The organism is Pseudomonas costantinii (genome assembly GCF_001870435.1).
Taxonomy (GTDB): Bacteria; Pseudomonadota; Gammaproteobacteria; order Pseudomonadales; family Pseudomonadaceae; genus Aquipseudomonas; species Aquipseudomonas costantinii.
On sequence record NZ_MDDR01000021.1, the window covers coordinates 46,789 to 59,566 of the forward strand.

Consider the following 12,778-nt stretch of genomic DNA (forward strand, 5'->3'; position numbering starts at 1 on the left):
ACGCTCCGCGACCCAAAAGCAGACGCAGAGCGCCCATTAAGGCGTTCCCACGCGGAGCGTGGGAACGATCATTTGATCTTTAGCGTTTCAGGGAGCCGAGCAGTCCTCCCAGGAACCGCTCCCCGGCATCCATCTGGCTGATCTCGATAAACTCGTCCGGCTTGTGCGCCTGCTCGATGGAGCCCGGTCCGCAGACCACCACCGGCACATCCAGACGCTGCTTGAACAGCCCGCCCTCAGTGCCGAACGAAACCTTTGAGGTGCCGGTATCCGGCGCGGCAAATTGCTTGAGGAAACGCACCGCTTCGACGCTGGGATGCGTATCGAGGCCGGGGTAGACGTTGACGGTTTCAATCTCGATGGCTGCCACGCTGGACAGCTTTTTCGCTTCACGCACGATCACTTCGGCGCGTTCGCGCATCTGTTCCAGGAATTGGTCCAGGTCGTCGGCCGGCAAGTTGCGTACTTCAAAATCCAGGGTGCACAGGTTGGGCACGATATTCAGCGCTTTGCCGCCGACAATCTGCCCAACATGCACGGTGCTGTAGGGCACGTCATAGTCATTGTCCTGGGCGCCGTGTTTTTGCAGTTGCTGCTGGCTGTCGCGCAGGGCGGCGATAAAGTCGCAAGCAACATGGATCGCGTTGACAGAACGCGGCGCCAGCGACGAATGCGCCTCCTGGCCCCGGCAATAAGTGCGGTAGGAACCCTTGCCCTTGTGGCCGAGTACAAACTGCATGTTGGTCGGCTCACCGATCACACACAAAAACGGCCGCACTGGCGCCAGGTGCAGCACATCGAGCAAGCGCCGAACGCCGACACAACCGATCTCCTCGTCATGGGACAAGGCCAGTTGCAATGGGCGGCTCAGGGTGTGGTCGGCGGCATCAAGCATCGCGTCGATGGCCAGGGCGATAAAGCCCTTCATGTCGCAACTGCCTCGCCCGTAGATGCGCCCGTCCTGCACGGTGGCCGCAAACGCGGGAAAGGTCCACGCCTGCCCCGCCGCCGGCACTACATCGGTGTGCCCGGACAGCAACACGCCCGGCTGGTCCTCTGGCCCGGTGCTGGCGAACAGGTTGGCCTTTTTGCCGCTTTGGTCCTTGACGATCAACGACTCAATACCCTTGGTCAGCAGCAGGTCGCGCACGTAGTCGATCAGGGCCAGGTTCGACTCCGAAGACACGGTCTCGAAGGCCATCAACTGTTTGAGAATCTCGAGAACGCGGGGTTTCATGAGGCCTGGCTCCGTTGTGCGGCAGGAAGGGAAAAACGCGTGATGGAGAATGGCGCGATCGGCGTGCTGGTGCTGCCGGTGCTGATCAATTCGGCCATCACGTCGCCGACACCGGGGCCGAGCTGGAAGCCATGCCCGCAGAAACCAAATGCGTAGAACAAGCCGTCTACCGTGCCGCTTGGGCCCATGATCGGCAGGGAGTCGGGCAGGTAACCCTCAATGCCGCTCCAGACCCGGATGATGTTCAGGTTGCCGACACCCGGCAACAGGCGCCGCATCTGCTGCATCTGGTTGAGAATGCTGCGCGGCTCGACATAGGCCCGACGATTGAGCATGTCCGGCTTGCTGCGGTAACCACCGCCGATAACGATGTTGCCGCGTGGAATCTGCCGGAAGTAGATGACCTCCTCGGGAATCTTGGTGTACACGCCGATCACCGTCGGCAAGGCGTAAGGCACCGGCTCGGTGACCGCCATTTGTGGGCCGTGCGTGTCCAGCGGCACCGGCTCGCCGAATTGCTGGGACAGCTTCTGGCCCCAGGCGCCGGCGGTAATCAATAGCTGGGCAGCGCTGAATTGGCGGCCGTCGGTGGTCGTGACATTAAACTCGCCGCCGACCTTCTGCACGTCGGCGACTTCGGTCTGTTCTTCAATCTGCGCGCCAATACGTCGTGCCGCCCTGGCAAACGCCGGAGCCGCCAGGCGCGGGTTGGCATGCCCATCGTGCGGCGCATGGGAGCCGCCCTTCACGTCCGGACCGAGGAACGGAAAACGCTCACGCAACTCGGCACCGCGATAGATTTTCAGGTCCAGTTGCGCCGCCTCAGGCGCAGCGGCATACGCCTCGAGTTCAGCGATTTCGTCTTCGCGATAACACACGCGCATATGGCCGCTGGCGATAAATTCCAGGTCATCGTCGATCAACTCAGGCAAACGTTTCCACAGCGCCCAGGAGCGATTAGCCAGTTCCAACTGACCGAGATAGCGACCCTGGCGCCGGACATTGCCGAAGTTCACGCCGCTGGCGTACTGACCGATCTGGTCACGTTCCAGCAGAATCACCGACTGCCCGCGACGGCGCAGGAAAAATGCCGCCGCCGAGCCCATCAGGCCGCCGCCGACAATCACTACATCGGCTTTCTGTAGGGTCATGGCGACACCTCCTCGGTGAGCATCGACAACGGTTTAACGGGCGCCTGGCCGCGCTGGCGACCGACCTCTTGTACTTGCACGCCGGCCGCGGCTGCAATCACTTCGGCCCCCGCCTGCGAGCAATAACGCCCCTGGCAACGGCCCATGCCCACTCGGCTGAACGCCTTGGCGCGGTTAACTTCACAGGCGCCCTTCTCGTTCACTGTGCGGCGCAACTCGCCGGCGCTGATCATCTCGCAGCGGCACACAATGGCGCTGTCCGGCAGAGCCTTGGCCTGCTCGCTCGGCCACGGGAACGCCTGGGCCAGGCCGAGGCGAAATTGATCCATCACCGCCAATGCTTGCTGTTGTTCTTCACGCAGCCCGCTGTCGACCGGTTGTTGAAGGTCTTCCAGCAGCGCCAACGCCACCAGGCGCCCTGCATGTTCGGCAGCGTCGGCACCGCGAATTTTCGCACCGTCTCCGGCCGCATACATGCCCTTCACCGAGGTGCGCCCGGCGTCATCGGTGGCCAGCCACCATTGGCTGGAGGCATGATCAAACGCCATGGCGCAACCGGCCAGGTCGCCCAGTTGGGTTTCAGGGCGCAAGTGGTAACCCAGCGCGACCGCATCGGCCTGCACCGTCTCAGTCCGCCCGCCATCGGTGGTGAACCGCACCCCCATCACGCCATTGGCTGCATCGCCCATGACTTGCAGCGGTTTGATCCCCAAGTGCACCGCGACCTTGGCCCGATACAGCTGCACCAGCAACTTGATCCCGGTGAACAGCAAACCTGGCCGCGCCAGCAGTTTGGGCAGGGCCTTGATGCGCAGGCTCAGCGGCGATGTATCGAGCACCGCCGCCACTTCGGCGCCGGCTTTGACGTATTGGCTGGCGACCAGGTACAGCAACGGCCCGCTGCCCATGAACACCACGCGATGGCCGATGGACACGGCCTGGTTTTTCAACGCGATTTGCGCCCCGCCCAGGCTGTAGGTGCCCGCCAGCTGCCAGCCTTCAATCGGCATCAAGCGGTCGGTGGCGCCGGTGCAAAGGATCAGCGCGTCGTAATCCACCGTGCTGTGGCGGCCCTGGCTCGCGCAGCACAACTGCCCCGACGTGAGGTTCCACACCAAGGTGTCGGGGCGGTAGTCGATGGCGCCGCGCAGGCGATCGAAACTCTGGTGCAGGTCCTGGGCCTTGGCGGCCTCAGTGCCGTACAACGTCGTATAGTCGCGGGTAAAACCTTCTGGCTGGCGGCGGTAGATCTGCCCGCCGTCGCGGCGATTTTCATCGATCAGGATCGGTTTGATACCGGCAGCCAGCAAGGTTTCAGCGCAGCGAACCCCCGCCGGTCCGGCACCGACTATGACTACCCGTGCAGTGGCCATGTCGCCTCCGGTTGCGTCGTGACAATATCCAGTCCATCGCGGACTTCATTGGAGCAGGCGCGCAGGCGTTCGCCGCTGCGGGTCCATACCCAGCAATCCTGGCACGCGCCCATCAGGCAAAAACCGGCGCGGCGCCCGCTGTCGAATTCCGATTGACGCAGCGCGTTGCCCTGGGTCAGCAGCGCGACCATCACCGTATCGCCTTGCAACGCTTGGATGGGTGCCCCATCCACGATCAGGCTGACCGTCGGCCGGCCCTGTTCGGCCAGCCTCACAAAACGACCGTTCATGCATACGCTCCCAAGGTCATGGTAGTAACGCCCTGCTGAATCTTGAGCAATTGGGCGCTGTCGTGGTGACAGAGAACTTCACTGCCGTTGTCCAGCGTGCGGCGGTTCGGTGCGGTGTGGTTGCACAGGCCGTCGATACGCACCGGGCAGCGATCGAGAAAGGTGCACAACTGCGGCACGTTGGCGCGCTCGCCAATCGGCGGCAACGTGCTGCAGGTAGCGCCGCAGTTTTCCAGCCAACCCTGGCGCAGTTCCGGCACCGAGTGGATCAGCAGGTCGGTATAGGGATGGAACGGTGCCTCGGCAAACGACTGGCGGCTGCCGGCCTGCACCTTGTGGCCGCTGTACATCACCACAATGTCATCACACAGCGCACGTACAGTGGAGATGTCGTGGCTGATAAACAGGTAGGACACGCCGAGTTGCTGACGCAGGTCGCGCAGCAGTTCGAGGATAGCCGCGCCCACCACGGTATCGAGGGCCGAGGTGACTTCATCGCACAGGATCAAATCCGGCTTGGCCGCCAGTGCGCGGGCCAGGTTGACTCGCTGCTTTTGCCCACCGGACAGCTCACTCGGGCGGCGTTCTGCCATGTCACGCGGCAGGCGCACCAGATCGAGCAGTTCGCCGATACGGGCTTGCAACGCCGCGCCCTTGAGGCCGAAGTACATCTTCAATGGGCGGCTGAGGATGGTTGCAACGCTGTGCATGGGGTTGAGCGCGGTGTCGGCGTTCTGGAACACCATCTGTATGCGCCGAAATTGCTCAGGCGTGCGCTCCGACAGACTGCCGCCCAGCGGCTGGCCGTCGAACGTCAGCCCACCGAGGGCCGGGGTCAGCAGCCCCGCGACAACGCGCGCCAAGGTCGACTTGCCCGAGCCCGACTCACCGATCACGCCGATGGCCTGGCCGCGACGCACGGTCAGGTCGATGTCTTCCAGCACCCGGATGGCGGGCATGCCCTGCATGTTCTTGTTGCCGTAGCCGGCGGTCAGGCCGCTGATGGTCAGCAACGGCAGGTCTTCGGCAATCCCGCTGGGCGGGCGAATGGAGGTATCGGGGCGCGCGGCAGCCAGCAGGCTGCGGGTGTACTCATGGGCTGGGGCTTTGAGCAACGGCTCCGTGGCGCTCTGTTCGAAGATCTGACCGCCGTTGAGTACCACGATCTGGTCGGCCATCTGCGCGACCACCGCCAAATCGTGGGACACATAAACAGCCGTTGCACCGCGCTCACGCACCACACGCTTGAACGCACGCAGCACGTCGATCTGGGTGGTCACGTCCAGCGCGGTGGTCGGTTCGTCGAGTACCACCAGCAACGGGTCGCTGATCAGCGCCATGGCCGCCATCACCCGTTGCAGTTGCCCACCGGAGACCTGGTGCGGGTAGCGCCGACCGATACGCTCAGGATTGGGCAGGGCCAGGTCACGGAACAAACCGATGGCCTTGGCTTCCAGCTCGGCGCGAGTACCGAGCCCATGAATCAACGCGCCCTCCACCACTTGGTCGATGAGTTTTTTTGCCGGGTTGAAGGCAGCGGCAGCGCTTTGCGCGATGTAGGACACACGATTACCGCGCAGGCCCTGTAGCTGCTTTTCGCTCAAGGCGAGCATGTCGTGTTCACCGACCTGCACCACCCCGCCAGCCAGGCGACAACCACGTCGCGCATAGCCCAACAAGGCCAGGGCGATGGTGGTCTTGCCCGAGCCGGACTCGCCGATCAGCGCCAGTACTTCACCTTTTTCCAGGGAAAAGCTCACGCCTTTGACGATTTCCACTTCCCCGCGCTCGCCACAGGCAACCACGCGCAGGTCTTCGACGCGAATCAATTCGCTCATTTCAATGGCCTCCCGAGCGTCGACTACGTCGAGACGACAGATAGTCAATCAACAGATTCACACCGATGGTCAGCGTGCCGATGGCCAGTGCCGGAATGATGATGGCCAGCGCGCCCTGGTTGAGGCCGCCGATATTCTCGCGCACCAGCGAGCCGAGGTCCGCGTCTGGTGGTTGCACGCCCAGGCCGAGAAAACTCATGCCGCTGAGCAACAACACGATGTAACCGAAGCGCAGGCCCAGGTCGGTCAATACCGGGTTGAGCATGTTCGGCAGGATCTCCATGCACGCCACGTACAACCGGCGTTCGCCTCGGGTACGCGCAACCTGCACGTATTCCAAGGCCTCAATGTTGACCGCCATGCTGCGGGCTACGCGAAACGAGCCTGGGATATAACTGATCACGGCAGTGCAGATCAGCAGAGTGACTGAGGAGCCAAAAGCCGAGACCATGATCAGTGCAAGCATTTTGCTCGGAATCGAGATGAAGGCGTCCATGATGCGGCTGATGATTTCGTCCAGCCATTTGGGCGAGACCACCGACAACAGCGCACACCCAGTGCCGAAAGTGCTGGCGAGTAACGCCGCCACCAGCGCCAGCCCGACGGTGAACCGTGCGCCCACCAACACCCGGCTAAGCATGTCGCGGCCCAGGTAATCGGTGCCGAACGGGTGTGCGAGGCTAAAACCTTCGAAGATGTTATCGGACACCACTTCACCCACCGGGTGCGGCGCCAACCAGGGACCGAACAGCGCCACCAGCAACCAGGCCACGCATACAACGGCCCCCACCAGGCCCAGCCACGACGGGCCGCTGGAGGCTTTGGCGAGTGCCAGGGAGGAAGAGACAGGCTTTGACTTCGCAATGAGATTGTTCATTGGTTTCTCAGCCTCGGATTAGACAGGATTGCGCACAGGTCGGCGAGCAGCACCAAGCCCAGGTAGGCCGCGCAGAACAACATGGTGCACGCTTGCACCAGCGCCATGTCGCGGTTAGTCACGGCATCGACCATCAAACTGGCAATGCCGGGGTAGTTAAAGATGGTTTCAACGATCACCACCCCACCCAACAGGTACGACAGGCTCAGGGCAATGGCGTTGGCAATCGGCCCGATCGCATTGGGCAAGGCATGGCGCAGCACAATACGTATCGGGCTGACGCCTTTGAGGCGGGCCATTTCCACGTAGGGGCTGTCGAGTTGGTCGATCACCGCGGCGCGGGTCATGCGCGCCATTTGCGCGACGATCACGCAACACAGCGTCATCACCGGCAAGGCATAGGTACGCATGAATTGCAGCGGTGAGGTGATGTCACTGGCGTAAGACAGTGCCGAAAGCCAACCAAGGTTGACCGCAAAAATCAGCACCGCGAGGGTTGCCACCAGGAACTCCGGCACCGCGACCATCGCCAGGGTGACAAAGCTCAGGCAACTGTCGATGCGCCCGCCCCGGCCCATCGCCGAGCCGATGCCCAATACCAGCGCCACCGGCACCGAGACCAGCGCCGTGGCGCCCGCCAGCATCAGGGTGTTGGGCACGCGGCCCGCCATCAGCTCACCCACCGGCATGGCGTTGGACACCGATACCCCCATGTCGCCGGTCAGCAGGCTCATCAACCAGTGCAAGTACCGCAACACACCGGGCTGGTCCAACCCCAGCTTCAGGCGCAGTGCCGCCACCTGTTCAGGGGTTGCGAACTGGCCAAGGGATTGTTGAGCCGCGTCCCCCGGCAGGACAGCCGTGATCGCAAACACGACCATGGACACGATCAACAAGGTCACGACCCCGGCACCGAAGCGCCGGCCGATCAACCACAGTGTATTGCTATTCATCGTACCGCCCTCCTCACGCGTCCAACCACACCTGCTCGGCAAACATGTAGCCCATGAAACCGCCCAGCGGGTTGCTGTCGTAGCCTTTGACGCGCTGGTCGACACCATCGATGTTGCTGATGAATACCGGCACACCGATACCGCAGTGATCGTGCACCAGCGTCTGCATGTCGCCATACATCTTCGCGCGCTTGGCGTCATCGGTTTCGCCACGGGCCAGCATCAGCAGTTGGTCGAACTGATCGTTCTGCCAGCCGGACTCGTTCCACGGCGCCTTGGACTGGAAGAACTGCGAGAACATCACGTCGGCATTCGGCCGTGGGTTGATGTTGCCGAAGCTCAACGGGTGCTTCATCCAGTGGTTGGACCAATAGCCGTCGCTCGGCAGGCGGTTGACGTCGAGCTTGAGCCCGGCTTGTTTGGCCGATTGCTGCAGCAGCACAGCAATGTCTACCGAACCGGTGGCCGCAGGCGACGCCATGACGGGCATGGTGATGCTTTCCATGCCGGCTTTTTTCAGCAGGAACTTGGCTTTTTCCGGGTCGTAGACCGTCTGCGGCAAGTCGGTGTTGAAGTAGCGCGAACCCGGCGCAATCGGGTGATCGTTGCCGACCACGGCAAACCCACGGAACACCGCAGATTTGACCTGCTCACGGTCGAGCAGCAGCTTCATGGCCTGGGTAAATTCCGGGCTTTTGCCAGGCAGTTGATCCTGGCGAATGATCAAGTCAGTGTAGTTGCCCGACGGTGCATCGACGACCCGGTGTTTGGCGCTGGCAGCAATACGCGTGGTGGAGCGCGGGTTGACCTCGTTGATCATGTGCACGTCGCCCGACAGCAGCGCGTTGACGCGCGATGGCTCGTCGGCGATCGCGATAAACTCGATCTCGTCGAGGTACGGCAGGCCCGGCTTCCAGTAGCTCTTGTTGCGCACGGCAATCGAACGTACACCCGGCTTGAACTCGCCCACAGTGAACGGTCCGGTGCCGATGCCTTTGCTGAAGTCGGTAGTGCCTTCTGGAACGATCAACAAGTGCGACACGGCGAGGATCGACGGCAACTCAGCGTTGGGCGCACTGAGGCGAATCTGCACCTCGTTCGGCCCGCTGGCCTTGATCTCGGCGAACTGCTCCATCAACGGCATGACTTTGGAGCCGGTGAGCGGGTCCTTGTGACGGCTGAGGGAGAACACCACGTCGGCGGCGGTGAGGCTCTTGCCGTTGTGGAAGGTCACATCCTTGCGCAGGGTGATGGTCCACAGGGTCGCGTCGGAATTGTCGATGCGTTCAGCCAGTTCCAGTTGCGGCACCAAGTGCTTATCGAAACGGGTCAGGCCGTTGTAGAACATGTAGTGGCGTACGTAGTCGGTGGACAGCGCGCCCTTGGCCGGGTCGAGGGTATCGGCGGTGGAGCTGGACATGCCGGCGACACGGATCTTGCCGCCTGGCTTGCCCTTGCCCGCCGTGCTTGCTTCATCGGCGAACAGCTTGCCGGCGGCGCCGAACAGGCTGCCCGCGCCGGCTGCGGCCACGCCGGCAACACCGAGCATTTGCAATGCGTTGCGGCGTGACATGCCACGATTGAGGCTTTCGAACACCCGCAGGCTTTCCTGGCCGGAAATGAGCTCGGGTGTGTTTTTGTTGTCAGTCATATCAAGGCTACCTGTCGATAATCGGGAGAATCGAGTGCTACGGATGTCCGCAGCGTCCTGGAAACGCAAACGACGGTGACGCAACAACGGCAACTCAGTGCAAATAATCCTGGAACCGGTAGTAGGCCCCCACGAACGGCAGGAACCAGGGCTTGCCGAAATGCCCGGGAATCGCCGGCCATTCCAGTTCGCGCCACGGATTGGCCGCAGGATTGCCGGCCATGACTTCGGCCATCACCTGGCCCATGTGCACCGACATCTGCACGCCATGACCGCTGTAGCCCATGGAGTGAAACACCCCGCCATGCTGTCCGGCGCGGGGCAGGCGGTCGGACGTCATGTCCACCAGGCCACCCCAGCAGTAGTCGATTTTCACGTCCGCCAACTGTGGGAACATGTTCAGCATCGCCGCTTGCAACACCTTGCCGCTCTTGGCGTCGGAGACGCTGTTGGACATTGCAAACCGCGCCCGCCCGCCAAACAGCAGGCGGTTGTCCGGGGTCAGGCGAAAGTAGTTGCCGATCATGCGGCTGGTCACATAGGCCCGGTGCTGGGGCAACAACTGGTCGATCAGCGCTTGAGGCAAGACTTCGGTGGCGATCACAAAACTGCCCACCGGTACGATCCTGCGGCGGTACCAGCCGAGGTCGCCATGCTGGCAGGCGCCGGTCGCCAACAATACTTGCCCGGCATGCAGCGAACCCTTGGCGGTGTTGACCTGATAACCGCCGGCCTGGGCCTTCCAGTCCTTGACTTGGATGTGCTCGTAAATCATCGCGCCGCGCCGCGCAGCCGCTTCGGCCAAACCCACGCCGAAGCGCCCGACATGCATCTGCACACCGTTGCGTTGCAGCAAGCCGCCGTGGAACTGCGCCGAGTTGACTTCGGCGTGGGTCTGCTCGGCGGTCAGCAACTCGACATCCGCATCCACTTCCTGGCGGATCAACTCACACGTGCGGGCCAGGCCTTCGTAATGCATCGGCTTGGCCGCCAGCTTGAGCTTGCCGTTACGCACCAGGTCGCAGGTGATCCCTTCCTGCTCGACCAATGAGACCACCGTCTGCACCGCACTTTCATAGGCTTGGTAGTAGGCACGCGCCTTGTCGGCCCCGAGGCTCGCGTGCAACCCGGCATAATCCTGGGCCACCCCGGTATTGCACTGCCCACCGTTACGCCCCGAGGCTTCGCCGATCACGCGCCCAGCGTCCAGCACCACTACGCTTGCGCCCTTGAGCGCCAACGCCCGCGCCGCCGCCAGGCCGGTGAACCCACCGCCGACCACCGCGACATCGACCTGCTTGGGCAAGCCGCCCAACTGGGCACCGGTAAATGCCGGTGCGGTGTCGAGCCAATAGGATTCACTGCCCATGTATTACCCCTTGGTGTGCTGTTACAGACCGACCAACGCTGGCAACCCACCGATATCAGTGATCTGCTGGTAACCGTAAAACGCATTGGCCGGCACTTCGTGGCCGCGGGCAACGAACGCTTTATTCTTGATCTTCATGTCATGGGCCGGCATCAGGTCATAACGGAAGCTTGAAGACACATGCAAGATGTCTTCCGGGCCGCAACCGAGGTTGTCGAGCATGAACTCAAACGCCGCCAGGCGCGGCTTGTAAGCCTGGGCCTGTTGAGCAGTGAAGACCTTGTGGAACGGCGCGCCGAGTTTGTCGACGTTGGACATGATCTGGCTGTCCATCGCATTGGAGAAAATCACCAGGGGGATCTTGTCGGCAATCTTCGACAGACCGGCCGGCACGTCCGCATGGGGACCCCAGGTTGGCACGGCGTCGTAGTACAACTGGCCTTCTTCGCGGTAGTCGATGCCCCAGCGCTTGCAGGTACGGGCCAGGGCAGTCTTGAGAATTTCGTCGTACGGGCGCCAGTCGCCCATAACCTGATCGAGACGGTAGGCCGAGAAGTCCTTGACGAACTGATCCATCTGCTCGGGTTTGATCCGATCGGCGAACAGCTCACGGGTCATGGTGCCCATATGGAAGTTGGTCAGCGTGCCGTAGCAGTCGAACGTGATGAATTTGGGACGAAGAAAGCTCATTGAGTGCGGTCCTGAAGTCAGTTGAGTGTGGCAAGCGTTCGCTGCCCTGGCGGCGCGTCGGCCTCGTTGCAGCACAGGTTCATTACACCACTGTGAAATCAGCATATGCCGTCTAAAACGACCTGCGCTCAATACAAACCACCGTTTTGGTGGCTGGGCTCAGCAGAGTTTGCGGTGCGCGCCAAGCTTGGGCAGAGCCCGTATTTGTGCGCCTTTATGGGAATTTTTGGACGCAAAGGCTCAAGATTGGGTTGAGCTGCGACAGAAAGTGTTGTGAAAGCAGTTTTTTGTGCGGTGACGTGGGTAACGCAGTGACGGCCAACCCCGGCGACAGCGTATTCGTGGCCAAGGGCGCGCCTTGTGCGTGAAACAGCACGGCGTATGTGCGCAAGGTTTACGCAGTGAAATAAAGTAGGGCCGGGCTGCACAATAGCGCCCGGATCATGCTTTCAACGCATCTTCCAGAAATGCCACCAGTGCCTGTACGCGCGGGCTGCGAAGTTTTCGCGACGGCACCAGCAAGTTGACCGGAGCACTGTCAAAGCTCCAATCCGCCAACACCCGCACCAGGTTGCCGCTGGCGATCGCATCACTCACATCCCACTGCGAACGTAACACCAACCCCAGTCCTTGCTCAGCCCAACGCCGGGCAACGCTGCCATCGTTGCTCAACAATACGGGCTCGATGCGCAGCGTCTTGCGCCCCTGCCCTTTGCGCAGATGCCACAGCGTCACATCTTCATCATTTTCACGAATGCAAATGCAGCGATGCGCCGTGAGCTGGTCCGGCGATGACGGCACGCCGTGCTCTTGCAGGTAGGCAGGACTTGCGCATAACCAGCGCTCGTTCGGCGTGAGCTGCCTGGCCGTCCACAGGCTGTCATTAAGGTGGCCGATGTGAATCACGGCGTCGCTGTCATGTCGGTCCGGCCAAGGCGTCTCACGCAAATCCAGGTGCAGGCAAAGTTTGGGGTGCAACCGTACAAAACGCGCCAGCAGTGGCGCGAGTCGCTGTCGCCCATAACCGAACGGCGCCGCCAGTCGCAATGTACCCACCAGCCGTTCGTCCTTTTGCTTGAAGGATTCCGGGAGCGCCTCCAACTGTTCCAGCAAGCGCGCACTTTCCCGCGAGAACCGCTCTCCATCCGCCGTCAGGCTAAGGCGCCGAGCGTCGCGATTGGCCAGGGTCAGCCCAAGCAGCGCCTCCAACTTACGCAAGCGCATAGAGAGCGCCGGCGGGGACACATTCAGGGTTCTGGCGGCGGCGCTCAAGGACTCAGAGCGTGCAAGCGTGACCGCAAGCCGCAGGTCTTCGATGGCGATCATTCAATTTTACTTAATGATTGATG

Annotated in this window: 11 protein-coding genes; all 11 read right to left on the bottom strand. The window is 62.0% G+C overall.

Features of this window, described 5'->3' with window-relative positions; genetic code table 11:
• Positions 1-79: 79 nt before the first annotated feature.
• A complete protein-coding gene (gene argE, locus BFL40_RS11285; protein ID WP_071484058.1) occupies positions 80-1,237 on the bottom strand; it encodes an acetylornithine deacetylase in 1,158 nt (385 codons plus the stop codon).
• Positions 1,234-2,388: an NAD(P)/FAD-dependent oxidoreductase gene (locus tag BFL40_RS11290; RefSeq protein ID WP_071484059.1), complete on the bottom strand. Its 1,155-nt coding sequence runs from the start codon at positions 2,386-2,388 to the stop codon at positions 1,234-1,236. Before BFL40_RS11290 ends, argE begins: the two co-directional genes overlap by 4 nt.
• On the bottom strand, positions 2,385-3,761 hold the full coding sequence (locus tag BFL40_RS11295) for an FAD/NAD(P)-dependent oxidoreductase (protein ID WP_071484060.1): 1,377 nt from the start codon (positions 3,759-3,761) through the stop codon (positions 2,385-2,387). Before BFL40_RS11295 ends, BFL40_RS11290 begins: the two co-directional genes overlap by 4 nt.
• A complete protein-coding gene (locus tag BFL40_RS11300) occupies positions 3,743-4,051 on the bottom strand; it encodes a (2Fe-2S)-binding protein (RefSeq protein WP_071484061.1) in 309 nt (102 codons plus the stop codon). Before BFL40_RS11300 ends, BFL40_RS11295 begins: the two co-directional genes overlap by 19 nt.
• Positions 4,048-5,889: an ABC transporter ATP-binding protein gene (locus tag BFL40_RS11305; protein WP_071484062.1), complete on the bottom strand. Its 1,842-nt coding sequence runs from the start codon at positions 5,887-5,889 to the stop codon at positions 4,048-4,050. Before BFL40_RS11305 ends, BFL40_RS11300 begins: the two co-directional genes overlap by 4 nt.
• A gap of 1 nt (position 5,890) precedes the next feature.
• Complete coding sequence (locus BFL40_RS11310; RefSeq protein WP_071484063.1) at positions 5,891-6,766, bottom strand: ABC transporter permease; 876 nt, start codon at positions 6,764-6,766, stop codon at positions 5,891-5,893.
• Entirely contained in the window at positions 6,763-7,719 is a 957-nt protein-coding gene (locus BFL40_RS11315; protein WP_071484064.1) for an ABC transporter permease, read from the bottom strand. Before BFL40_RS11315 ends, BFL40_RS11310 begins: the two co-directional genes overlap by 4 nt.
• Before the next feature lie 13 nt (positions 7,720-7,732).
• Positions 7,733-9,370 carry an ABC transporter substrate-binding protein gene (locus BFL40_RS11320; RefSeq protein WP_071484065.1) on the bottom strand — a complete coding sequence of 546 codons (1,638 nt, stop codon included), beginning with the start codon at positions 9,368-9,370 and terminating at the stop codon, positions 7,733-7,735.
• 94 nt (positions 9,371-9,464) lie between these two features.
• Entirely contained in the window at positions 9,465-10,739 is a 1,275-nt protein-coding gene (locus BFL40_RS11325) for an NAD(P)/FAD-dependent oxidoreductase (protein ID WP_071484066.1), read from the bottom strand.
• Between the two features lie 21 nt (positions 10,740-10,760).
• Complete coding sequence (locus BFL40_RS11330; RefSeq protein WP_071484067.1) at positions 10,761-11,429, bottom strand: haloacid dehalogenase type II; 669 nt, start codon at positions 11,427-11,429, stop codon at positions 10,761-10,763.
• A 441-nt stretch (positions 11,430-11,870) separates the two neighbouring features.
• Entirely contained in the window at positions 11,871-12,755 is an 885-nt protein-coding gene (locus BFL40_RS11335; RefSeq protein ID WP_071484068.1) for a LysR family transcriptional regulator, read from the bottom strand.
• Positions 12,756-12,778 lie beyond the last annotated feature (23 nt).

What these genes read in the sequence shown, in the direction of transcription:
- argE (WP_071484058.1), bottom strand. Translation starts at nt 1,237, where the DNA reads ATGAAACCCCGCGTTCTCGAGATTCTCAAACAGTTGATGGCCTTCGAG.
- BFL40_RS11320 (WP_071484065.1), bottom strand. Translation starts at nt 9,370, where the DNA reads ATGACTGACAACAAAAACACACCCGAGCTCATTTCCGGCCAGGAAAGC.
- BFL40_RS11330 (WP_071484067.1), bottom strand. Translation starts at nt 11,429, where the DNA reads ATGAGCTTTCTTCGTCCCAAATTCATCACGTTCGACTGCTACGGCACG.
- BFL40_RS11295 (WP_071484060.1), bottom strand. Translation starts at nt 3,761, where the DNA reads ATGGCCACTGCACGGGTAGTCATAGTCGGTGCCGGACCGGCGGGGGTT.
- BFL40_RS11305 (WP_071484062.1), bottom strand. Translation starts at nt 5,889, where the DNA reads ATGAGCGAATTGATTCGCGTCGAAGACCTGCGCGTGGTTGCCTGTGGC.
- BFL40_RS11290 (WP_071484059.1), bottom strand. Translation starts at nt 2,388, where the DNA reads ATGACCCTACAGAAAGCCGATGTAGTGATTGTCGGCGGCGGCCTGATG.
- BFL40_RS11310 (WP_071484063.1), bottom strand. Translation starts at nt 6,766, where the DNA reads ATGAACAATCTCATTGCGAAGTCAAAGCCTGTCTCTTCCTCCCTGGCA.
- BFL40_RS11300 (WP_071484061.1), bottom strand. Translation starts at nt 4,051, where the DNA reads ATGAACGGTCGTTTTGTGAGGCTGGCCGAACAGGGCCGGCCGACGGTC.
- BFL40_RS11315 (WP_071484064.1), bottom strand. Translation starts at nt 7,719, where the DNA reads ATGAATAGCAATACACTGTGGTTGATCGGCCGGCGCTTCGGTGCCGGG.
- BFL40_RS11335 (WP_071484068.1), bottom strand. Translation starts at nt 12,755, where the DNA reads ATGATCGCCATCGAAGACCTGCGGCTTGCGGTCACGCTTGCACGCTCT.
- BFL40_RS11325 (WP_071484066.1), bottom strand. Translation starts at nt 10,739, where the DNA reads ATGGGCAGTGAATCCTATTGGCTCGACACCGCACCGGCATTTACCGGT.